The organism is Corallococcus exercitus, from assembly GCF_003611585.1.
In the GTDB taxonomy this organism is placed as follows: domain Bacteria; phylum Myxococcota; class Myxococcia; order Myxococcales; family Myxococcaceae; genus Corallococcus; species Corallococcus exercitus.
In genome coordinates this window covers 1-20,734 of sequence record NZ_RAVW01000151.1, presented here as the reverse complement: position 1 = coordinate 20,734, position 20,734 = coordinate 1, and the positions used below count along the sequence as shown (strand labels likewise).

The window sequence follows — 20,734 nt, the reverse complement described above, 5'->3', positions numbered from 1 at the left end:
GGCGGGTGGGAGGATGCAGGCGCAAGGCGGAGCTTGGGGAGCGCGATGGAATAGGCGGCCGGGTGTTCCGTCAGGGAGAGCATCATGAACCGCATTCTCGGCATCGCATCGGTGGGGTTGGCTTCGCTGGCGCTCGGTGTGGCCCTGTGGGGGCCTGGGAAGTCGGAGGCCCCGGACACCCAGGACGCGCCCCGCGTGCAGGACTCGACGGCGGACGTCCGGGCGCTCCAGACGCGCGTGAAGGCGCTGGAGGAGACGGTGCAGCTGCTGTCCCAGCGGCTGATGGCCTTCGAGCAGCGCGGTGGCACGGCCTCGGCCGGCACGGGCGGTCCTCCGCCCGCGGGCCTGGAGGCGGAGGTCGCGAAGCTGCGCGAGGAGCTGCGCGGCGTGATGGTGGGCGAGGCGATGACCACCGACAGTGGGCGCCAGACGCTGAAGGAGCTGATGCGCACGGTGCAGGAGGAGCAGCGCACCGAGCAGCGCCAGCAGTGGCAGCAGCAGGTGGACCAGATGCGGACCCAGGCGGAGGCCGAGCGCTCCGAGCGCCTCAAGACCTTCATCACCAACGCGCGGCTCAACTACAGCCAGGAGCAGGCGCTGACGAAGGCGATGCAGGCCGAGGACGCGAAGCGCCAGGAACTGGCGGCGTCGATGGCGGGGGGCCGGCCGGGTCGTGACATGCGTCAGCAGATGCGCGACCTGCGCACGCAGACGGACACGGAGATGCAGAAGGTGCTCAGCGCGGAGCAGCTGACGCAGTACCAGGAGATGCGCCGCGAGGACCTGGGCGGGCGCGGTGGTGGTCTCCGCGGCGGTCCGATGGGCGCCGGGGCCGGCTGGGAAGCGCGCGGCACGCCCGGGCAGTAGCGGCTCAGCCCAGGCGCAGGACGTCTTCGACATCGAAGGCGTCCGCCAGGGCCACCGAAGGGGTGCACAGCAGCACGGGGACCCGAGAGGACGCCGCGCGAGCGGATTGGACCCGGTCCCAAACGGCATTCGCGGGCAGGTCGAGGTCCCGTTCCTCCAGGAAGAGGAACGGGACGTCCGCGTCGAAGCCCTCCGCGGGTTGGACGCGAAAGCCGCGCAGGAACGCGTTCATGCCGCGTGAAGCATGGTCCGCGATCTCCCCCAGCCACGCCGCTTCATCGTCCCCCAGGCGGACCGTGGGCCCGGGAGGGAAGGTGGAGAGGAAGGCCTCGTCGCGAGGAGCATCGGAGCCGGGCTCGACGAAGGGGAGCGAAAGCCCCGCGTACAGGTCCAGCTCCTCGCGGACGACGCGCCACCGGCCATGCGGGAAGCGCCGCAGCTCCACGGTGTACGTGTCGTCATGGACGCCCAGCGCCAGCGTCACGGGGCCATCCACTGCGTCCAGCACCTGTGATTGCTGGAGCTCACCGTGCGCCAGGTTGCGCAGCAGCGTGAAGAAGGCCACCAGGTCGCGCGTGGCCGTGCCTTGCGGATCCACTAGCACCGTCAGCCCCCGGGGCCGCGGCACGACGTCACGAAGCGAGCGGAAGCCCGTGGCTGCGATGCGCGTGAGCCGGAGGGACATGGGCGGCAAGCCTACGCCAGTGCACCGATACACGAACGCCGCGAAGCTCCCTCAAGAGCTCCGCGGCGCGCGTGATGCTCACAGCCCTTCCGGCGGCTACTTCCCGCCGAAGATGCCCCGGAGCTTCTTCTTCGCCTCTTCCTCGGCGCGCTTCTTCGCCTTCTCCTGCTCGGCGCGGGCCTGGTCCTCCAGCTTCTTCCGCTCCTCGTTGGCGCGCGCCTCCGCTTCGGCCTTGGCCTTGTCCTGGCCGCCCGTGATGATGTCCTGCACGGCCTTGCCCTTCTCACCGAGCAGGTTGCCCGCCACGGACGCTCCCGCCAGCTTCAGGATGGTCGTCGCCGCCGGCTTCACGTCGATGCCCGTCACCTCCGGGCTCCACGCCTTGCCTGTGATCTTCAGCCCCACCGGGATGGCCTCCGTCGGCGTCACCTTGCCCACCGTCAGCGTCTTGATGGTCGCGGGCGTCAGCGACACGCCGCCCGTCAGGTTCAGCGTGCCGTCCAGCCCGATGCCGCCGTCGAAGTTCATCGCCGCCTCCGGCCGCGTCCAGGTGATGGGCTTGCTCAGCTGCGCCACGCCGTTCTTGATGGTCACGCTGAAGGGCAGGTCCCCGCCCAGTGACGTCACGTCTCCGCTCTTGAGCGCCTTCGCGAAGGGCAGCGCCTTGGCCAGCGGCCCCGTCACCGACGACACCAGGTCCTTGCCCAGGAACGTGCCCTCCAGCAGGTTGCCGTTGATGCCGCCCAGCAACGTCTGCTGCAGCTTCTCCGGCGTGTAGCCCACGCCCTGCACGTCCACGTTGCCGTTGAACTTGCCCGTCAGCACCTGCTTCGGCGTGCGCGCCGCCAGCGCCTGCGCCACCTCCAGGCCCTGCACCTGCACCTTCGCCGTGAAGGGCCGGGCCTCCGGCGCGGGCCCCAGGCGGATGGTCGTCCCGTCCGCCACCACCTTGCCGCCGTAGATGCCCGTCGAGAACTTCTCCACCGTGATGAGGTCGTCCACCATCTTCACCACACCCGTCACGTTGGACAGGTCCATCGCCGTGTAGCGCAGCGACGCGATGGCGAACTGGATGTCACCCCGGTAGCCGTTGAAGCGATTGGCCTCCACGGGCGGCTCCGGCGGCGGCTTGCCGCCCGTGCGCGCCAGCACCTGCTCCTCGCTCATCAACAACTTCTCCGCATCCAGCCGCGCGGCCTTCACGTTCGCCTTGAACGTCGTCGTCGCCTTCTTGCCCGTGCCCGCCAGCGCCACCGTGGCGTTGCCCGTCACCGTGTCCTCCAGCGCGCCCAGGCTCATGTTGGTGACGTTCACCGTCATCCCGCTGCCCGTCTTCGCCGGCGCGTACGTGCCCGCCGCCGCGACCTCCAGCCGCTGCCCCGGCGCCTTGTTCACCAGCAGGCCCGGCCGCAGGTCCACGCCGTTCAGGTCCGCCTTCGCGTCGAAGTGCAGCGCGCCGCCGCTGGCCGCCGCGCCCGTCACCTTCGCGTTCAGCTTCATCGCGCCGCCCGCGTCCTTCGTCAGCTGATCCGGCACGCGCAGCCGCACCGGCGTCAGGTCCACCGCGATGTTGAGGGCCTGCGCCTCCTGCGTGCCGCTGCCGCGCACGTCCAGGCCGATGGGGCCGGCGATCATCCCGTTGAGCTGCTTGCGCAGCGGCGGGTAGTACTCGGCGAGCACGGCGGGATCCAGGTTGCGCCCCACCAGCTCGAAGCCCTCCACCGCGGGCTTGTCCGTGAGCATCCCCTTCACCTTGCCCTTGCCCGTGATGGCCGCGGGGCCCAGGTCCAGCTTCAGCTTGTCCAGCGCCAGGTCACCCGTGGCCATGTCGCCCGTCACGTCCGTGTCGAGCACCACGTCCAGCGCCTTGCCGCCCTCCGAGCCCGCGAACTTCATCCCCAGCGCCTTGATGACGCCCACGAGCTTCGTGGGGCCCTTGCCGCCGGGCACCGCGCTGCCCAGGTCCGCCTTCCAGTCCGCGTCCAGCGTGCCCGCCTGCAGCCCCACGTCCGGGGGCAGGAACGGCCCCAGCGGCGACAGGTCGATGTGCTCCGCCTTCAGCGTCACCTGCTCCGGCGTGGGGATGAGCGTCGCCGGCAGCGGCGCCGCCGCGAGCGTCATCTTGAGGTTCTGCTTCTCCGCGAGCACCGCGGCCGCCAGGTCCACCTTCAGGGGCTGGCCCACGCGCAGGTCCTTCACCTCGATGTCCAGGTCCTTCACCGCCAGCTCGCGCGCCTGCGCGCCCCCCGCGCGGTCCACGAAGCGGATGGTGCCGTCGGTGAGCGCCGCGCGCTCCACGTGCACGCCCGACAGGTCCGTGGGCTGCGACTCCTCCTCCGGCGTCTCTTCCTTGGGCTGCTGCTGGGCCAGCTTCTCCTGGAGCCGCTGCACGTTGGTGGTGCCGTCGGGCAGGCGGATGACGTTCACGGTGAGCCCGGACACCTCCGCGTTCTGCACGCGGATGTCCTTGCCCTTCGACGTGATGAGCGGCATCGCCGCCACGCTCACGTCCACTTCCTTCAGCTGCGCGAGCGGCAGGTCCTCGCCCTCGGCGGGGCCCACGGTGACGTTTTCAATCCGCGCGCCGACGTGGGGAAAGAGCTTCGTGGAGATGTCGCCAATCTCGATGGGGCGGCCCAGCTTCTGCGAGTACGTCGCGGCCTGGTCGCGCGCCGTCTTCAGCAGGATGGCGTCCAGGCGCCACAGCACCACCGCCACGATGGCGATCAGGAGGACGAGGATGCCTCCCAGCACATACGGCCAACGCTTCTTCTTCACAGCCGCCACGGTTCCTCCTCCGTCGGGAGAGCGGTCGAACGCTTAGCGCAGCGCCAAGGGGGCCGCACCTCCCATGCAAAGAGGGAGGTTGTAAGCGTGACGGTCAACAGCCGGGGGAAAGTCACACTCCCGTCGACCCTTGCATCTAGGCACGAACGACCCCCCCAGGAAGGGGGCCACGTCCTTTGTGACGCAAAGGTCCGGGAGCTTTCAAGGAATCATGGGGTTGAGGAGGCGCCTCAGAGGTCGATGACCTCCGGCTCCGTCCCGGGCACGGGCGGCGCGTCCCCCTGGCCCTCCAGCGAGAAGCCCCAGGGCGCGTACACGTTGCCGCCCGTGAAGGCGTCCACGTAGAGCACCACCGGCGTGTCCAGCCCGTCGTACGTCACCTCGAAGATGGACAGCTTGCCCTGGCCCTGGCCCTGGCCGTCCACCTGGGTGAACTCGCAGCAGTCGCCCATGCGGCGCCACGCCACGGGCTGGCCCTGCGGGCCGCGCAGGAGCTTGAAGTACGCCATCACGCCCTTGTCGCCCCAGCCCACGCGCACCGGGTTCTCCGGCCGGGTGCCGTAGGTCAGCGGATCCGGCCGCTTCGGCATCAGGGGCTCGGTGCGGCGCATCACCTCCTCCATGGACGTGCCCGGGGAAGCGCACGCCGTCAGGAGCAGCACCGCGGCGGGGACGAAACGGAACAGGGACATCGGGACCTCCAGCTCGGCCTTGGGAAACGCCCCAAGCTGGCGTCCGCTCCGGTTGCCGCGCATCCCCGCCTCCCGGATGGACCGTCCTCCGGGAAACGCACTCCCCGGGCCAGCGCACACGCGCAAGGTCCCGGGGGGAAGGACGGCCAGGCTTCAGCTGATGGACTTCAGGTCCAGGCCCAGTTCGTGGCGGTAGCGCTCGAAGCACCGCGCGCCCGCCGTCAGCCGCAACAGCGCGCCTTCCGCCAGGGGCCGCGCGCACGCGGGGTTCGCCGCCACCAGCGGACGCAGCACTTCCTTGTTCCACGTCTCCGAGTGCTTCACGTCCAGCGTGGAGTGCAGTGCGTAATAGCGCCGCACGCGCATGTCGAAGCCCAGACGCTTCAGGCCCTCGTTGACGCACGCGGTGCGGCCCGGCGCCGTCTCCTCCACGATGCCCAGCGCGCCCACCGCGTGGAACGTGTAGCGGCGGTTGAACGCGAACGCGCAGAGCAGGTTCGCCAGCGCGTGCGCTTCCCACACGGTGTCCTCGTCCGTGGGCTTCAACCCCAGCTTCGCCGCCATCTCCGCGAGCATCGGCCCGTGCATCGCGTCCTCGCGCCCGCGGCCCATCTCGTCCCAGTAGTTGCGCGCCAGCTCCAGCTTCGCCTGCGTGGGCAGCTGCAGCTGCGTCAGCGCCACCAGGTCGTCGAAGCCCGCCTCGCCCGCGACCTCTTGCGTGAGGAACCAGTTCATCTGCTCACGCGTGGCCTGCGTGGCCAGCCACGGGAACAGCGGATCATGCTGTCCGGGACCGGACTCCTTCAGGTCCTCGAACCACGCGATGAACCCGTCCGCGTCCTCCGGTGCCTCGGCGGCCCATGCCGCCACGCGCTGTCGCTCGGCTTCCACGTACTCGCCTTCGAGCAACCGCAACTGCGTCTCTTCCTGCACGGCTGCTCGCCAGCCCTCGGTCGGAAACCCCGGCGCCAGTCGTGCGCGGTTGAAACGCAAGAGGGTCCGGTGAAGCCGTTCAGACAGGCGTGCGTCCTCCGTCCCCGCTTCCCCAGCCACCTCGCCAAGCCCGCTCATGGTGCGCACCCTCTCCTCACATCCCGGAAGGCGGGAGTGCCTTCCGGCCACATGTATGGGGATGAACTTGCACACCGGCCACATCGCTCCCGCCACCTTCGCTGTCAGTCAGGTGCGCTGTGAGAAGGACCACGTCCGCTCCCGCGACTGCGCGTACCAGGTCGCCTGGAACATCAACCCGCATATGAAGCCCGGCGCCGTCGCGTGGCGCCGCGCCTGCACCCAGCACCGCGAGTTCCTGCGCACCCTGCGCGCAACGGGCGCGAGCTTCTTCGAGCTGCCCTTCGTCCACGGCGCGTTCGACTCCGTGTTCGCCAAGGACAACGCGGTGCTCGTCTCGCAGGAGGGCGAGCTGCGCGCGCTGCTCGCCACCATGCGCCATGGCCAGCGCCGCAATGAGCAACTCGCGCGCGCCCGATGGCTCTCCGCGCGCGGCTTCGACGTCATCGAGCCGCCGCGCGTGCACATCGAAGGCGGCGACGTGGCCATGCTGCCCGCGGGCCGGGGCGCCCTGCTGGGCTGGGGCATGCGGTCCACGCAGCGCGCCGCGGGCGTGCTGGAGGCCTTCCTCTCCGCGCCCGTCACGCCGCTGGAGCTGTGCGACCCGTACCTCTACCACCTGGACACCGCGCTCACCGTCCTGTCCGACGGCACCGCGCTGGTGTGTCGGGAGGCCTTCACGCCGGAGTCCCTGCGGATGCTGGCGCGCACGGAGGGCATCCAGCAGGTGATTCCCATCGCGCGCGAGGACGCGCTCGCGTTCGGGCTCAATCTGGTGGAGGTGGGAAACACCGTCATCGTCGGCGCGCGCGTGCCCCGCGTGGAGGCGGTGCTGCGCGGCCTGGGGCGCCGGCCCGTCAGCGTGCGGTTGGATCAGTTCCACCTGGCCGGGGGCAGCGCGGCGTGTCTCGTGGCGCGCGTGCACACGCTGCCGCCCATGAATGCCCAGCGCTTTCGGGAGGAGCAGGAACAGGAGCAGGTCCAGTCCCTCTCCGCGTGACGCGCGCTGAAAAACGAAGACCTCCCCGGCGACTGGAGCGCGCGGGGAGGTCCGGGGTGAAGCGGGGAGCTGGCTTCAGGACTGCTGTTCGCTGGAGGCCTCGGGCGCGCTCAACCCTTCGGCGCCCCAGAAGCGGCGCGGGTGGCCGTCGCCGCGGGTGCCGCCGGAGAGCTTATCCACCCAGGGGTACTTCGCCGCCTCTTCCGCCGTGTAGCCCAGGTTGAAGACGGTGGCGCTCTTGGGCTTGTCGGACGCCTTCTCGTACAGCGTGCCGAACAGGCGGTCCCAGAAGTAGTTCGTGATGCCGTAGTTGCCCTGCTCGTTGTGGAAGTGGTGGGACATGTGCAGCCGCTTGATGTCCTTCAGCCACTTCTGCTGCGGGGCGTAGTTGAGGTGCTGGATGCAGTGGCAGAACTCATAGAAGCACGTGGTCACCATGCCCCAGCCCAGCGCCGCCGCCGCGCCGGACCGGCCGCCGATGAGGTAGCCGATGGGCGTGAGCACCAGCGCGATGGTGGGCAGCGTGGTGTGCAGCGCGCCGAAGAGCACGCGCAGGTCGTGCGGGTCCTGGTGGTGGTCGAAGTGGATGCGCTTCCACGTCACCGCCGTCGCCGCGGACTTGTAGAGGAAGCGGCCGTGCAGGATGTACCGGTGGATGAGGTACCAGCCGAACGGGTACGCCACCGTGGCCACCAGCACCGCCGCGGCCATGCGCGCCGGGGCCTCGAACCACTTCACCGACAGCACGATGCAGGTGATGCCGATGAGGATGTAGGCGACGACGGCGTAATAGGTGAAGAACGAATAGACCAGGTCGCGCAGCGACATCCGGTCCAGGTTGTGCTTCCGGTTCAGGAAAGAGACCGCCACGGGGATTCCCTCACTGTTCGCTCCGCCGCCTGACCCGGGTCACCGGGGGGCGCAGGGCTCGAAGGCTTGCTCGCATCCCGGCCCTGGGGGTGATGCGGAGGTTCCTGAGCTATCAGTCCAGCTGCCCCTTGGCCCAGGAACGGTGAGCGTCCTCTTAGCGCCTTCCTGGAGGCGTTGAGAAGATCCACTGTTGCCGGGCCCCTACATTGTCTGCCTGCCAGGCCCCCATCCGACCCGGGGGCAGACTTCCGTGCCGAAAGCCCACACCCCACCTTTCCGTCCACAGACGCGAGCGATCGCACGAGGGGGTCAGAAAGATGGCGCGCAAGGCACAGGGGCATCAGGACACCGGGAACCAGGCGAGCGGGCAGCCCACGCGGCGCAAGACGACCTCCCGGAAGAAGGCGGGCACGGCGAACGCCAGCGAGGGGCGCCTGGAGCTGCGCCGGGACATCGCGGAGTACCGCGCCGCCGCGGAGGCCCAGGCGGACGTCGTGCGCGAGCGCATCAACGCCGCGCTGGAGGTCAGCCGCCGCACCCGCGAGGAGATTGAGCAGCGCATCGCCAGCGAGCTGCACACGCCTCGCGTCACCGCCGCGAAGAAGGCCGCCCCGGCGCGCAAGCGCACCCGCGCCTCCACCCGCGCCTCGGCGAAGTAGGGAGGCCGCGGGCCCCTGAAGCTCCCTAGGAGCCTCCTAGGAGCGGAGCGCCGGGACGCGCGCGGCCTGCGCCGCCCCCTCCGCGCCGGAGGACTCCAGGTCCAGGGCGGAGAGCTTGTCGGCCAGTGCCTGGACCCGGTCGCCGCCGCCTCCTGAGAGGGGGGACGCGGCCCGGGCCCCGATGAAGCACACGCGGGCCCGCTCCAGCAGGGCCACCTGTGCGTGCAGCTGCGCGAAGAGGCGCTCCTGGCGGCGTGACAGCGCATCCAGGTGGTTGAGCTCCTCCCCCAGCGACGCGGCGGCGCGCTCCAGCTGGCGCCGGGCCACGCCGTCCTGCGCGTCCTGGGCGCGCTTCTTCAATTCCTGCACCTGCGAGTCCACGCTCCCCTGGGACGCGGCGGCGAGCTGGGCCTCCAGCTCCGTGTGGGACTCCGCCAGCGTGAAGGCGTCCCCGGCCAGCTTGCCGAGCACGGCCTGGAGCTTCTCGCGGCCCGGGCCCGTGGCCAGCTTGCGCGCCTCGTCCTGGCTCTGGCGGTAGAGCGTGAGCGCCCGGGTCACCAGCCCGCGCACCTCGCCGGTGAGGGTGCCCTCCAGGCGCATGCCCCGGGTGGCCACCGCGTCCAGGTCCATGGCCAGGTTCGCCGGCAGCGTGCCGATGCTCCAGAACAGCGCCACCACCGCGTAGTCCACGAGCAGCGGGAAGTAGCCCCGGGCCGGGAGGAAGCGCGCGTTGAGCACGTCCTGCACGTACAGCCCCAGCACGGTGGTGACGGCGGCGGCCCCGGCGCACAGCGCGATCTGCGCGGTGGTGCCCACGCTGTCGCGCCCGTTGCCCCGCCACGCCAGCAGGCCCGCGGCGAGCGCGCCCGCCACCGCGTGTTGCCAGGACGACGGCAGTCCCAGCACGTAGGGCAGGGCGGGCAGCAGCACCATCGCCGCGCGCACCAGGGCGTTCTCCGCCGCCTTCGGCTTCACCGCGGTGACGGCCGCCGCCATCAGCGCGAAGTAGCCTGGATCCACCGGGACGCGCAGCACCTGGCGCGCCACGCCGGCCACCATCGCCATGGCCCCGGCGCCCACGAGCGCGGACAGGCAGCGCGACTCGAAGTCCTCCCGCCGGATGAGTTGGATGGAGAGCGACATGGCGCACCGTTCCGTACGTCGGGAGTGACTAGTAGGAGTTGCTCTGCCCGAAGTTCTTCATCGTCTTCTTCTTGAGCGCCATGGTCGCATCCCGCACGTCCGCGTCGCTCCGGGCGTTCCCGTAGGCTGCCTGGGTCTGGTCCACGTCCGCAAGCTCCGACGAGAGCGCGGCCGCCGAAGCGCCGAACAGCCGACGCGCGTTGCCCAGCAGGTCGAGCGCGCTGGTGCGGTCGCCACTCTTCATCGCCTCCGCGGCGGCTTGCAGTTGCTGCGTGCCCAGCGCGCGGATGGCGTGGACGCGCACGTCGCGGTCCAGGCTCGCGTGCACCACCTGGACGTCGTCCGTCACCTTCGCGCCCAGGGCCAGCGTCACCTGTGACGGCAGGTTGGCCGTGACGTCCACGTACGACACCGCGGCGTCCAGCACGTTCATGTCCTTCGCGTCCGAGGGCGCGTCCAGCGTCAGCTTCGCCACCACGCGCGCGGACTGGCCGCCCGTCAGGTCGTAGAGGGGGATGCGCACGGTGTTGCCCTCGCGCGTGGACGGCAAGCCCATCACCTCCACGCCGCTCACGCCGGGCGGCAGCGTCAGCGTCAGGCTCACGTTGCGAGCGACGGTGCTGGCGGCCTGCTCCAGCTCGCGGGTGAAGATGGAGGCCAGCTGCGAGGAGTCGCTGATGAAGCCGGAGAAGCCGCCGCCGCGCTCGGCCATGCCGCGCATCAGCGTGTCGTTGAAGCCCGTCCCCACGCCCAGCGCGCTCACGGTGATGCCCGTCTCGCGGATCCTCCCCACTTCGGAGAACAGCCCGGCGTTGGACGTCACGCCCTCGGTGGGCTCGCCGTCGCTCAGCAGGATGGCGCGCGTCACCCGGTAGTCGCTGGAGTAGGGGCGCACCGCGTTCGCGCCCGCCACCAGCCCGCCGCTCATGTTCGTGCCGCCGTTCACCTGGATGGCCTCGATGGTGCTCAGGAGCTCGCGGCGCGTGGTTTCGTCAATCTTCACGCTGGGCACCACCGTCACGTCGGAGCCGTAGTGCACCAGCGCCAGCCGGTCCCCCTCGCGCAGCTGCCGCACCAGCTCCTGGGCCGCGCGCTTCGCGTCCACCAGCTTGCCGCCATCCATGGATCCGGAGCGGTCAATCACCAGCGCCAGGTTCACCGGCACGCGCTGGGTCTTCTCCGGCAGCCGCGCGGACAGCTCGAACACGGCGAAGGCCTCACCCGGCCCCGCCTTCACGTAGGCGCCGGACAGCTTGCCCGTGAACTCCACCGGGCCGGCGTTGCCGGAAGCGGGCCGTCCCAGCACGACGGGCAGCACCCCGTTGACGGGCGCCTCACCCGGCTGCACCACGGTGTGGGTCTGGTCCAGGGTGCCCGGGGCTGGCGCGCTCCGGCGCGTGTGCCCGTTGGGAAGCGGGTCGACCATGGGCGGGTGCGACGGGGTCTTCGCGAAGAACGAGCGCGCGTCGAGCGCGAGCGCGCCCAGGAACAGCAGGCCAGCAAGGGACAGCAGCAGTTTGGTGCGGTTCATGCGCGGCGGACCTTCCCCCAAGGGGTGCGAGCGGACGAGCACACCCTCGCAGGGCCGTCACCCGGGCGCATCGGTCACTGGGAGGACCCTCCTCCCGATGACCGATGGGGCGGATCCGAACCGGAGGCCGCCTGGGTTCAGACCGCGTCCGGCGGGCCGTGCCGCACCAGCTCCTCCACGGCGCCGCGCACGCGCGCCTCGTCGAAGGGCTTCTCCAGCAGCGGGTTGGGGATGCGCTCCAGGAACTCGCGCGCGCCGGAGGTGAAGGCGCCGCCAGACACGAAGACGAAGCGGCGCTCCAGGCCCGGATACTCGCGCCTCACGGCCTCGTACACGTCGCGGCCGGCGAGGTCCGGCATCATCACGTCGCATAGCACCGCGTCGAAGCCCGGGGCCCGCGACATGCGCTCCAGCGCCTGGCGGCCGCTGGTGGCCACCTCCACGTCGTGGCCGCGCAAGAGCCGCTGCAGCACGCGGCCCACCGCGGGCTCGTCGTCCACCACCAGCACGCGGCCTCGCGGCACCACGGGCGCGTCCGGCACGGGGGCCTCCGGCGGGCGGACTTCGGGGTCGGGCCGCGGCGAGGGCAGCACCACGCGGAACGTGCTGCCCTTGCCCACGGTGCTCTCCACCAGGATGTCGCCGCCCAGGCCGCTGATGATGCCGTGGCAGATGGACAGCCCCAGGCCCGTGCCCACGCCCACGGGCTTGGTGGTGAAGAACGGATCGAAGATGCGCCCCATCACCTCCGGCGCGATGCCGCTGCCCGTGTCGCGCACCTCCACCACCACCTGCTCGCCGGACGCGCGCGTGGCGAGCACGATCTCGTGGTCGTGCGCGGAGCCCTCCGGGATGGCCTGCGCCGCGTTCACCACCAGGTTGAGGAACACCTGGCAGAGGCGGCCCTCGTTGGCCATCACCTGCGGCACGTTGCCGTACTCCCGGCGCAGCCGCGCGCGGTGGCGGATCTCATTGGCGGCCATCATCACCACCGAGTCCAGCACCGCGTGCACGTCCACCGGCGTCATGCGCTCTTCATCCGGCCGCGAGAACGTCTTCAGCTGGCGGACGATCTGCCGCACGCGCTCGGCGCCCTCGCACGCCTCGCCCAGCACCTCCTGCCACTCGGCCACGTCCGGCGGGCGCACGCCGCGCACCCCGGGGCCGGGGGACAGGTGGTGGCGGAACTCGTCCGACAGGAAGGCCAGGTTGGAGAGCACGAAGGCCAGCGGGTTGTTGATTTCGTGCGCGATGCCCGCCGCGAGCGTGCCCACCGACGCCAGCCGGTCCGCCAGCGTCAGCCGCGCCTGCAACTGGCGCTGCTCCGTCACGTCGCGCGCGATGGACACCACCGCGGGCTGGCCGTCGAAGCGCAGCGGCAGTGATGCCAGCTCCACCACGCGCGTGCGCCCGTCGCGCAGCACCAGGCGCCGCTCGCTGGTGAGGGGCGTGCTGTCCACGGACGCCACGCCCGTGCCCGGCACGTCCGCCAGGAACTCCGACAGCCGGCGGCCCACCAGCTCCTCGGCGCGCGCGAAGCCCAGCGCGGTGACGAGCGCCGCGTTGGCGTAGACGATGTGGCCGTCGCGCTCGATGGCCGCCGGGTCGGGGAAGCCCTCCATCAGCGCGCGCAGGCTGGCCTCGGAGCGCTTCAGCGCCTCCTCCACCTGACGCCGCTCCGTGATGTCGCGCGCCAGGCCCTCCACCGCCACCACGTGGCCCGCCGCATCCGTCACCGGCGCCACCACGTGCTCCAGCCACAGCAGGCTGCCGTCGGGGCGCAGGAAGCGCAGCTCCACCGTCGCGCCGTCCACGGACTGGGGCGACTCCAGCAGCCGCTCCAGCGCGGCCCGGTCCTCCGGGTGCACCTGCCGGTACCACAGCTCCGGATCCGAGTAGTGCGCCTCCGGCCCCAGGCCCAGCTTCGCGTGGGCCACGCGGCTGACGTACGCGAAGCCGCGCGGCGCCTCCCGGCGGTACAGGTACAGCACGTCCGAGGCGTTCTCCGCGAGCTGGCGGAAGCGGTGCTCGTGCTCGCGCAGCGCCCGCTCGGATGCGCGGCGCTCCAGCGACACGGAGATGGCGCCGCTGGCCGCGGACAGCAGGTCCACCTCCAGCCGGTCCCACTCGCGCGCCTCGAAGCAGTTGTCGAAGCCCACGAACCCCACCAGCCGGCCCTGCACGCGCAGGGGCAGCACCAGCAGCGTGAGGATGCCCTGCGGCTCCAGCAGGTCCCGCTCGATGGAGGGGAAGGTGGCCACGCGTCCGGTGACGACCTCGCCGCGCTCCAATAGGGTCACCCAGCGCCCCAGGATGGGCCGCATGGGCAGGTCCTGGAGCATCGGGTTGTCGATCTCCGGGGTCACTCCAGGCGCGCACCACTCGGCGCGCTGGCTGCACAGCAGCGCCCCCTTCGCGTCGGTGAACGTCTCGAAGACGTAGACCCGGCTGGCGCCGGAGGCCTGGCCCAGCGGAGCGAGCGCGGGGCCGTACAGGTCGCCGCCCTCCGCCACCGACAGCAGCCGCTGCTGCATGTCCACCAGGGCGGTGAGGTAGCGCTCACGCCGGGCGAGCGCGTCACTCGTGCGCTTGCGCTCGGTGATGTTGTTGAGCGTGCCCGCCATGCCCACCAGCGCGCCGGTGTCGTCGAACGTCACCCGCGCGAAGACCTCCACCCAGCGGAAGCCGCCGTCGCGCGTGAGGTAGCGCACCTCGTGCTGGACGAACTCGCGCTCGCGCGTGAGCAGGGTCTTGCAGACCTCCAGCGTGCGCTCCCGGTCGTCCGGGTGCACGAAGTCCAGCGCGGAGCGGCCCAGGCTCTCCTCCACGGGGAAGCCCGTCACCTCGGTCCACGCGGGATTGAGGAAGACCCAGTTGCGCTCCGTGTCCGTCTGGAAGACGACCTCCTGGAGCGTGTCGATGACCTGCCGGAAGCGGCGCTCGGTAGGGGTGGTGCCGTCAGGCCGGGTGAACGGCATCTGCATGCTGGGGACTCGCGGTGGAAGAACTTGGCCGTGCGGGCGGAACGCCCGGGGACGCGGACGTAGACAGTCGAACGATTGAGGATCGCCGACATGCAGGCAAGGGGGCCCGCGGGAAGAGCGTGAAGATGGGAAGCATTCCCTGTCCTTGAGGATGGAGTGGGCTCTGGCTTCTGTCTTCCTTTCTTCCCGGGAGGCGGAGATGACACCATGATGCGTGCGGAAAGCCTTGGCATGTCCGGCGTCACATCTCCAGCCTCGGAGGCCCGCGTGACGGACGGGGATTCCCCGCTCCTGTCGACGCGCGTCATGGACGCGGAAGGCGTTGTGCTCGTCGAGTGCACGGGCCGTGTGCCTTCATTCAACGCACAAGCCGCGGCGCACTTCGGCATCCCCGTTCCCCTGCACATCGAGCACGCTCGCCTGCCTGGGTGTGAATGGGTGCGCGCCGACGGCACACCGCTGCCGCCGGGTGAGTCGCCGCTCGCGCGAGCGCTGGCGGGCGAGCTGGTGGATGCCGCCGTGTGGCACGTGCTCCGGCCGGACGGGACGCGCGTCGCGCTGCGGTGCACGGCGGTGCCGGTGAGGGGCGGGGACGGGCAGGTCGCGGCGGCGCTCCTGCGCACGCATGCCGTGGACGCGGTGCCCGTGCCGGTGCTGGACGCGTCGCGCCTGCTGGCGGAGGCCGGGGCGCTGCTGAGCACGTCGGTGGACGCGGAGGCGCAGCTGGAGCCGCTGCTCAAGCTGCTGGTGCCCACGCTGGGGGATGGCGCGCTGCTCCTCCTGCGGACTCCGGGCGGCGCGGGGGAGGAGGCCCTGCGCGTGGCGGCGTCGCTGCACGCGGACGCGGGCCGGCACGCGCTCCTGCGTGAGTTGCTCACGCGCTATCCGGCGGATCCGTCCGTGCCGGGCGGGCTGCCCGGGGTGTTCGTGTCCGGGGCGGTGGGGCGGCTGCCCATCCTGTCCGAGGAGCACGTCACGGCCATCGCGCGGGACGCGGAGCACGCGCGGCTGATGCGCGAGGTGGGGCCGCACGGCTGCCTGAGCGTGCCGCTGGGCGCGCGCGGCAACGTGCTGGGCGCGCTGATGCTGCTGCGCTCCAACGTGCTGCGGGCCTTCGGCGCGGAGGAGGAGCACTTCCTCACGGAGCTGGCCCACCGCACCTCGCTCTACCTGGAGAACGCGCGGCTGTACCGCGAGGCGCGCGAGGCGGTGCGCCAGCGCGACGAGTTCCTGGGCATCGCGAGCCACGAGCTGAAGACGCCGCTCACGCCGCTGAGCCTCAAGGTGCAGCTGTTGCAGAAGCAGGTGGTGGTGCTGGCGCGCGAGGGCAAGGAGGTTCCCACCGAGCGCGTCGCCGAAGCGCTGGACGTGGTGCAGCGCCAGGTGCGCCGGCTGTCGGGGCTGGTGGACAACCTGCTGGACGTGTCGCGCATCACCGCGGGCCGGCTGCGGCTGGAGCTGGAGGAGCTGGACCTGGCGAGCGTGGCCGCGGAAATCCTCTACCGCTTCTCCCCCGCGGCGGCGCAGGCCGGCACGGAGCTGGGCCTGGAGGCGCCGGTGCCGGTGGTGGGCCGCTGGGACCGGCTGCGGCTGGAGCAGGTGGTGACGAACCTGGTGTCCAACGCGCTCAAGTACGGCGCGGGCCAGCCCGTCATCGTCGGCGTGGAGGCGCAAGGCTCCCTGGCGCGGCTCACCGTGAAGGACCACGGCATCGGCATCGCGCCGGACGACCTGGCGCGCATCTTCGAGCGCTTCGAGCGCGCGGTGAGCGACCGGCACTACGGCGGCCTGGGCCTGGGGCTCTACATCACGCGCCAGATTGTGGAGGCGTTCGGCGGCACGGTCAGCGCCGTCAGCACGCCGGGGCAGGGCTCCACGTTCATCCTGGAGCTGCCCCGGGGCGACATCCCGGAGGAGTGGCTCAGCGCGCACGCGGCGCCGGGCCCCACGCAGGGCGAGTAGCCGCGCGTCGGATCAGGCGACTTCCAGCACCGTCCACTCGCGCACTTCCCCCGCGAGCGTCACCTCCACGGTGTCACCGGCCTTCTTGCCCAGCAGCGCGCGGCCCACGGGCGAGCTGGGGGTGATGACGGAGAGGAAGCCGTCGCCGCCGGGGCCGGTGAGCTCGGTGCCCGCGCCGGCGGGGAGCACGAAGAAGGTGCGCTCGGCGAAGCCGTCCTCGTCCTCGGTGCTGCAGTCCACCAGGGCGCCCAGGCCCACGGGCCCCTGGCGCGGGAAGCGGGGCAGCTCCTTCTGGCTGAAGGCGGTCAGCGCCTGCAGCTCCTCTTGAAGGCGGCGGGCGCGCTGGGCCTGGCCCGTGGCCAGGCTGCCGTACTCGATGGCGGCGCGGCCGTCCTCCTTCTTCTCGGACTCCGTGGCGAGGCTGCGGGCCGCCTCGCGGGCGTCGGCCTCCGCGCGGTGGGCCAGCCGGTCGCTCTGCTGGAGTCGCTCGGACAGTTGGTGGAGCAGGGTGAGCTTGTCGAGTCGCATGGGTATCGGTACAGGACTGTAGCGCCCGGTGCGGAGGCCTCCAGTTTTCAGCCCGGAGGAGCCCCATGCTTTGATTGAATGGGACCCATGACGCCTCAGGAACGCTCGCAGAAGGCCCACGAACTCGTCGCGAAGGGCGCCGTGCTGCTGGACGTGCGCACCCCGGAGGAGTTCCAGCAGGGACACCCGGAAGTCGCCCGCAACATCCCCGTGCAGGTCCTGGCCCAGCGCCTCTCGGAGGTGGGCCCGGTGGGCACGTCCGTGGTGGTGTACTGCGCGGCGGGAGGCCGCAGCGCGGTGGCCGCGGAGCTGCTGCGCAAGGGCGGCTTCCCGGACGTGTTCGACCTGGGGTCGGTCAAGAACTGGTAGGCGTGCGCGCCCACGCGCCATGCAGACCCGCACCGCCGGCTTCCTCCTCGTCGCCCTGTCCGGCGCCTCCTTCGGCGCGCTGGGCCTGTTCGCGCGCCTGGCCTACGCGGCGGGCACGGACATGCCCACGCTGCTGTTCCTGCGCTTCTCGCTGGCGGGGCTGGTGCTCACGGGCGTGATGGTCGCGAAGGGCGGCACGTGGCCCCGGGGCCGCCTCCTGGGCGGCCTGGTGCTGCTGGGCGCGGTGGGCTACTTCACGGAAGGCAGCGTCTACTTCATCGCGCTCCAGCACGCGTCCGCCGGGCTGGTGGCGCTCTTGCTCTACCTCTTCCCCGCGCTGGTGGCCGTCATCCAGGTGGCCCTGGGCCGCGAGCACCTGAGCCGTCCCCGCTGGCTGGCGGTGGGGCTGGCCCTGTGCGGCACGGCGCTCACGGTGGACCCCGGCCCGGACGCGAAGCCGCTGGGCATCGCGCTGGGGGTGCTGTCGGCGGTCATCTACGCAATCTACGTCCTGTCCAGCGCGCGGGTGGCCGGGCCAGCGGGGCCGCTCGCGGCGAGCACCGTCGTCCCGCTGTCGGCGGGGGCCGCCTTCGGGGCGCTGATGCTGGTGAAGGGCCCGTCCTTTCCCCAGACGCCGGGAGGCTGGGGCGCGGTGGTGGGGCTGGCGCTGCTGTCCACGGTGGTGGCGATGCTCACGTTCTTCGCGGGCCTCAAGCGCATTGGCCCGGTGAACACGTCGCTGCTCTCCACGCTGGAGCCGGTGATGGCGGTGGTGCTGGGCGCCATCTTCCTGGGTGAGCGGCTGTCGCTGCGGCAGGGCCTGGGCGGCCTGCTCATCCTCGTGGCGGTGGTAGTGCTGGCCCGGAGCGACTCCAGCCGCCTGGAACCTGGATCCAGGGCGGCCGGAGCCTGAGGCGCGCGGACTACAGGCGCTTGAGGAACTGGTGCACGTCGTGCACGAAGCGCTCCGGACGCTCGGCGTGCGGCGCGTGGCCGGTCTCCGGGTAGAGCAGGTACTTGGAGCCCGGGATGGCGCGGTTGAGGGCGCGCTGCTCCTCCACGGAGAAGAAGCCGTCGTGGTCCCCGCCGATGATCAGCGTGGGCACGCGGATGCGGCCCAGGCGCGCGGAGTGGTCCTCCGCGATGAGCCCGGCCAGCGCGTCCTGCCACACGCGCGCGGGCAGCTTGGAGCTCTCCGCGACCAGGGTGTTCAGATAGGACGCGGGCACGGGCGCGTAGAAGGTGCTGGCCTGGAACTCGTAGATGAACGCGGGGTCCACGGGGTCGGTCAGCGTGTCGACGACCTCCTTGAGGCCCAGGGCCACTTCATTGCCCGCCACGGTGGGCGCGGAGCCCACGAGCACCAGCGCCCTCACGCGGTGGGGGAAGTCCAGCGCCACCTGCTGCGCGATGAAGCTGCCCATGGAGTGGCCCACGAGCACGGCGCGCGAGACGTGCATCGCGTCCAGGAAGGCGACCACGTCCTTCGCGAACGCCTGCTGCGTGTAGCAGCACACCGGGCGGGACGAATCCCCATGGCCGCGCTGGTCCAGCGCGTACACGTGGAAGTCGCGCGGGAAGCGCGGCAGGTCCAGGTCCCAGGTGTGATGCGAGTCCGTATAGCCGTGCAGGAAGACGACGACGGGCCCGTCACGGCGGCCCTGCTCCACGTAGCGGAGCGTGACGCCGGTGGACAGCCGCACGGAGCCCTCACGCGCACTGGCGCCACCCCCACGGTCGGAGTCCTCCAGCGCGGCCGGAGCACTCACGAGGTCGGGCTCGGAACCCGAAGCCATGTCGGGTCCACAGCCAGCGAACAGCAGCACCGCGAGGAGGGAAGGAAGGAACCGCGTCATGCGTCAGGGCCTCTTGGGATGGGACGCGGCGGGTAGGTCCGCCGCGGGGATACACGCCATCCTAAAGCGACCTCTGACATCCCATCTGAAAACCCATCCTCGCAGGTCGGAATCGACCCCGGACGGGTAGGCTCCGCCCCGTCCGGGAGGGAGGCTCAGGGCCGCCGGGCGAAGATGAACTCGCCCACGCCGCCCAGGCGCTGCTCGCGCTTGAGGATGCGGAAGCCCGCCGTCTCCACCAGCCGGAAGGTGTCCCGGTTGAGGCGGCAGCCGCCGGACAGCCGCCGCCACGCGGGCGTCAGCAGGTCCTGCGCGGTGGCGATGGCGCGGTGGGGGGCCCGCACGTGCTCCAGCAGGCGCAGCTCACCGCCCGGCCGCAAGACCCGCATCACCTCCGCGAGCGCCGTGGCCGGCGCGTCCACGCAACAGAACACCAGGCTGGAGACCACCGCGTCGAAGGAGCCGTCCGTGAACGGCAGCGCCTGCGCGTCCGCCTGGAGCAGCGCCACGCCGCTCCTGCGCGCCCGCGCCCGCACCAGCGCCTCCAGGTCCACGTCCACCGCCGTCACCGACGCCACCGTGTCCGGATAGGCCGCGAGCGCCAGGCCCGTGCCCGCGCCCACCTCCAGCACCTTGCCGGAAAGCCCCTCCACCAGCTGCCGCCGGGCGGCGTTCAGCCCCACCCAGCCCAGCGGCGCCATCAGCGCGTCGTACGCCAGTGCCCTCACGTGCAACCCCCCGAAGTGAAACGAAGCGAAACGCGGATCCGGCCCTCGACGCTATCGCGCCGTCTCCACCCGGCCCTGCGGCGCGGACGGCTTCTGCGAGGACGCGCTCGGCGCCTGCTTGCGCAGGAGGCCCCACAGTCCGTACACCACCAGCAGCAGGCTGCCGTACTGCGCCGGCGTCAGGCCGAAGTAGCGCGCGTCCACGTACGACAGGTCCGTGGCCCGCAGGAAGTCCAGGCAGAAGCGCGACGTCGCGTACAGGAGCGCCAGCAGCGGCAGGAGCCGCCCCTTCATCCGGGGCAGGTCGCGCACCGCGTACAGCAGGCCGGTGAGCGCGAACAGCACGATGGCGTCGTAGAAGCCCAGGTCGTGCCGGTTGCCATTGGGGAACTGCACCGCCAGGAAGAAGTCCGTCAGCTTTCCCGGGTGGTCGTGCACCGCGAAGCACCCCAGCCGCGCCACCGCCCAGCCCGGCGCCACGCCCAGCGCGAAGCTGTCCGCGTAGTCGTTGAAGCGCAGCTTCTTCACCCGGAAGAACACCACCGCCGCCACGATGCCGCCCAACAGGCCGCCAAAGGACGACAGGCCATCCCAGAACCGCAGAATCTGGAACGGGCTCTTGGACAGCTCCTCCGGGTGGTAGAAGAACAGGTGCACCCAGTGGCCGAAGAGCATGCCGGCCGCCACCCCCCACATCGCGAAGTCCGCCAGCGGGTTGGGATCCAACCCCTCGCGTTCCGCCTGCTTCGTCAGCAGCCGGGCAGCCAAGAGGATGCCCGCCGCCACGAAGACGTTGAAGGGGTTCAGCTCCAGGGGCCCCAGCTTGAATGAGGGGGCGTGCCAATAGGGAATCAAGGGGGCTCCAGAAAGGCCAGGGACCCGCCCGGGCACTGGCCCGGAGGATGGAACGCGAACAATCGGCGCATCCCGGGCTTCCCTCCACCTCTTTTTCACCCCCACGCCCGCCGGACTCGCAAGCCCCACCCGGACGCCCTCTTGGGC

At 71.4% G+C, this 20,734-nt stretch carries 18 protein-coding genes; 6 read left to right on the top strand and 12 right to left on the bottom strand.

Annotation, left to right across the window (positions count from 1 at the left end; all coding sequences use genetic code 11):
- Positions 1-84: 84 nt before the first annotated feature.
- A complete protein-coding gene (locus D7W79_RS19805; RefSeq protein WP_120526947.1) occupies positions 85-867 on the top strand; it encodes a hypothetical protein in 783 nt (260 codons plus the stop codon).
- Between the two features lie 4 nt (positions 868-871).
- Here D7W79_RS19805 and D7W79_RS19800 read toward each other — a convergent pair whose 3' ends face one another.
- The 4 genes from D7W79_RS19800 to D7W79_RS19785 form a co-directional block, all read right to left on the bottom strand.
- Positions 872-1,552, bottom strand: a complete 681-nt coding sequence (locus D7W79_RS19800; protein WP_120526946.1) for an AAA family ATPase — start codon at positions 1,550-1,552, stop codon at positions 872-874.
- 96 nt (positions 1,553-1,648) lie between these two features.
- Positions 1,649-4,339: an AsmA family protein gene (locus D7W79_RS19795; RefSeq protein ID WP_120526945.1), complete on the bottom strand. Its 2,691-nt coding sequence runs from the start codon at positions 4,337-4,339 to the stop codon at positions 1,649-1,651.
- Positions 4,340-4,569: 230 nt separating this feature from the next.
- Positions 4,570-5,031, bottom strand: a complete 462-nt coding sequence (locus D7W79_RS19790; protein ID WP_147441979.1) for a fibril protein — start codon at positions 5,029-5,031, stop codon at positions 4,570-4,572.
- A gap of 153 nt (positions 5,032-5,184) precedes the next feature.
- Positions 5,185-5,964 (bottom strand): iron-containing redox enzyme family protein, encoded by a 780-nt coding sequence (locus D7W79_RS19785; protein WP_244221859.1) that lies wholly within the window; start codon positions 5,962-5,964, stop codon positions 5,185-5,187.
- Positions 5,965-6,163: 199 nt separating this feature from the next.
- On the opposite strand from D7W79_RS19785, the gene D7W79_RS19780 reads away from it, so the two are divergent.
- Complete coding sequence (locus D7W79_RS19780) at positions 6,164-7,102, top strand: dimethylarginine dimethylaminohydrolase family protein (RefSeq protein WP_120526943.1); 939 nt, start codon at positions 6,164-6,166, stop codon at positions 7,100-7,102.
- A gap of 75 nt (positions 7,103-7,177) precedes the next feature.
- Here the strand turns inward: D7W79_RS19780 and D7W79_RS19775 are convergent, their stop codons facing one another.
- Positions 7,178-7,930, bottom strand: coding sequence for a sterol desaturase family protein (locus D7W79_RS19775; RefSeq protein ID WP_120526949.1), 753 nt, complete (start codon positions 7,928-7,930; stop codon positions 7,178-7,180).
- Between the two features lie 359 nt (positions 7,931-8,289).
- On the opposite strand from D7W79_RS19775, the gene D7W79_RS19770 reads away from it, so the two are divergent.
- The gene (locus D7W79_RS19770) at positions 8,290-8,631 is read left to right on the top strand and encodes a hypothetical protein (protein WP_244221858.1); all 342 of its coding nucleotides are present in this window, start codon (positions 8,290-8,292) and stop codon (positions 8,629-8,631) included.
- Between the two features lie 36 nt (positions 8,632-8,667).
- Here the strand turns inward: D7W79_RS19770 and D7W79_RS19765 are convergent, their stop codons facing one another.
- From D7W79_RS19765 to D7W79_RS19755, 3 genes are all read right to left on the bottom strand, one after another.
- Entirely contained in the window at positions 8,668-9,774 is a 1,107-nt protein-coding gene (locus D7W79_RS19765) for a hypothetical protein (RefSeq protein ID WP_120526942.1), read from the bottom strand.
- A gap of 28 nt (positions 9,775-9,802) precedes the next feature.
- The gene (locus D7W79_RS19760) at positions 9,803-11,305 is read right to left on the bottom strand and encodes a vWA domain-containing protein (RefSeq protein ID WP_120526941.1); all 1,503 of its coding nucleotides are present in this window, start codon (positions 11,303-11,305) and stop codon (positions 9,803-9,805) included.
- A gap of 137 nt (positions 11,306-11,442) precedes the next feature.
- Positions 11,443-14,289, bottom strand: a complete 2,847-nt coding sequence (locus tag D7W79_RS19755) for a PAS domain S-box protein (protein WP_120526940.1) — start codon at positions 14,287-14,289, stop codon at positions 11,443-11,445.
- Between the two features lie 207 nt (positions 14,290-14,496).
- Between D7W79_RS19755 and D7W79_RS19750 the strand changes: the two genes are divergently transcribed.
- Entirely contained in the window at positions 14,497-16,251 is a 1,755-nt protein-coding gene (locus D7W79_RS19750; RefSeq protein WP_120526939.1) for a sensor histidine kinase, read from the top strand.
- Positions 16,252-16,263: 12 nt separating this feature from the next.
- Here D7W79_RS19750 and D7W79_RS19745 read toward each other — a convergent pair whose 3' ends face one another.
- The gene (locus D7W79_RS19745) at positions 16,264-16,779 is read right to left on the bottom strand and encodes a GreA/GreB family elongation factor (RefSeq protein ID WP_120526938.1); all 516 of its coding nucleotides are present in this window, start codon (positions 16,777-16,779) and stop codon (positions 16,264-16,266) included.
- 87 nt (positions 16,780-16,866) lie between these two features.
- Between D7W79_RS19745 and D7W79_RS19740 the strand changes: the two genes are divergently transcribed.
- Both D7W79_RS19740 and D7W79_RS19735 read left to right on the top strand, forming a co-directional pair.
- The gene (locus D7W79_RS19740) at positions 16,867-17,148 is read left to right on the top strand and encodes a rhodanese-like domain-containing protein (protein WP_120526937.1); all 282 of its coding nucleotides are present in this window, start codon (positions 16,867-16,869) and stop codon (positions 17,146-17,148) included.
- A gap of 19 nt (positions 17,149-17,167) precedes the next feature.
- A complete protein-coding gene (locus D7W79_RS19735) occupies positions 17,168-18,061 on the top strand; it encodes a DMT family transporter (protein WP_120526936.1) in 894 nt (297 codons plus the stop codon).
- Positions 18,062-18,071: 10 nt separating this feature from the next.
- On the opposite strand, the gene D7W79_RS19730 is transcribed toward D7W79_RS19735, so the two are convergent.
- From D7W79_RS19730 to D7W79_RS19720, 3 genes are all read right to left on the bottom strand, one after another.
- Positions 18,072-19,004 carry an alpha/beta fold hydrolase gene (locus D7W79_RS19730; protein ID WP_120526935.1) on the bottom strand — a complete coding sequence of 311 codons (933 nt, stop codon included), beginning with the start codon at positions 19,002-19,004 and terminating at the stop codon, positions 18,072-18,074.
- Positions 19,005-19,159: 155 nt separating this feature from the next.
- The gene (locus tag D7W79_RS19725; RefSeq protein ID WP_171436209.1) at positions 19,160-19,732 is read right to left on the bottom strand and encodes a class I SAM-dependent methyltransferase; all 573 of its coding nucleotides are present in this window, start codon (positions 19,730-19,732) and stop codon (positions 19,160-19,162) included.
- Positions 19,733-19,783: 51 nt separating this feature from the next.
- Positions 19,784-20,587, bottom strand: a complete 804-nt coding sequence (locus D7W79_RS19720; RefSeq protein ID WP_120526933.1) for a prolipoprotein diacylglyceryl transferase — start codon at positions 20,585-20,587, stop codon at positions 19,784-19,786.
- Between the last annotated feature and the right edge of the window lie 147 nt (positions 20,588-20,734).

What these genes read in the sequence shown, in the direction of transcription:
- D7W79_RS19805 (WP_120526947.1), top strand. Translation starts at nt 85, where the DNA reads ATGAACCGCATTCTCGGCATCGCATCGGTGGGGTTGGCTTCGCTGGCG.
- D7W79_RS19800 (WP_120526946.1), bottom strand. Translation starts at nt 1,552, where the DNA reads ATGTCCCTCCGGCTCACGCGCATCGCAGCCACGGGCTTCCGCTCGCTT.
- D7W79_RS19790 (WP_147441979.1), bottom strand. Translation starts at nt 5,031, where the DNA reads ATGTCCCTGTTCCGTTTCGTCCCCGCCGCGGTGCTGCTCCTGACGGCG.
- D7W79_RS19780 (WP_120526943.1), top strand. Translation starts at nt 6,164, where the DNA reads ATGAACTTGCACACCGGCCACATCGCTCCCGCCACCTTCGCTGTCAGT.
- D7W79_RS19775 (WP_120526949.1), bottom strand. Translation starts at nt 7,930, where the DNA reads ATGTCGCTGCGCGACCTGGTCTATTCGTTCTTCACCTATTACGCCGTC.
- D7W79_RS19770 (WP_244221858.1), top strand. Translation starts at nt 8,290, where the DNA reads ATGGCGCGCAAGGCACAGGGGCATCAGGACACCGGGAACCAGGCGAGC.
- D7W79_RS19765 (WP_120526942.1), bottom strand. Translation starts at nt 9,774, where the DNA reads ATGTCGCTCTCCATCCAACTCATCCGGCGGGAGGACTTCGAGTCGCGC.
- D7W79_RS19760 (WP_120526941.1), bottom strand. Translation starts at nt 11,305, where the DNA reads ATGAACCGCACCAAACTGCTGCTGTCCCTTGCTGGCCTGCTGTTCCTG.
- D7W79_RS19755 (WP_120526940.1), bottom strand. Translation starts at nt 14,289, where the DNA reads ATGCAGATGCCGTTCACCCGGCCTGACGGCACCACCCCTACCGAGCGC.
- D7W79_RS19750 (WP_120526939.1), top strand. Translation starts at nt 14,497, where the DNA reads ATGATGCGTGCGGAAAGCCTTGGCATGTCCGGCGTCACATCTCCAGCC.
- D7W79_RS19745 (WP_120526938.1), bottom strand. Translation starts at nt 16,779, where the DNA reads ATGCGACTCGACAAGCTCACCCTGCTCCACCAACTGTCCGAGCGACTC.
- D7W79_RS19740 (WP_120526937.1), top strand. Translation starts at nt 16,867, where the DNA reads ATGACGCCTCAGGAACGCTCGCAGAAGGCCCACGAACTCGTCGCGAAG.
- D7W79_RS19735 (WP_120526936.1), top strand. Translation starts at nt 17,168, where the DNA reads ATGCAGACCCGCACCGCCGGCTTCCTCCTCGTCGCCCTGTCCGGCGCC.
- D7W79_RS19730 (WP_120526935.1), bottom strand. Translation starts at nt 19,004, where the DNA reads ATGACGCGGTTCCTTCCTTCCCTCCTCGCGGTGCTGCTGTTCGCTGGC.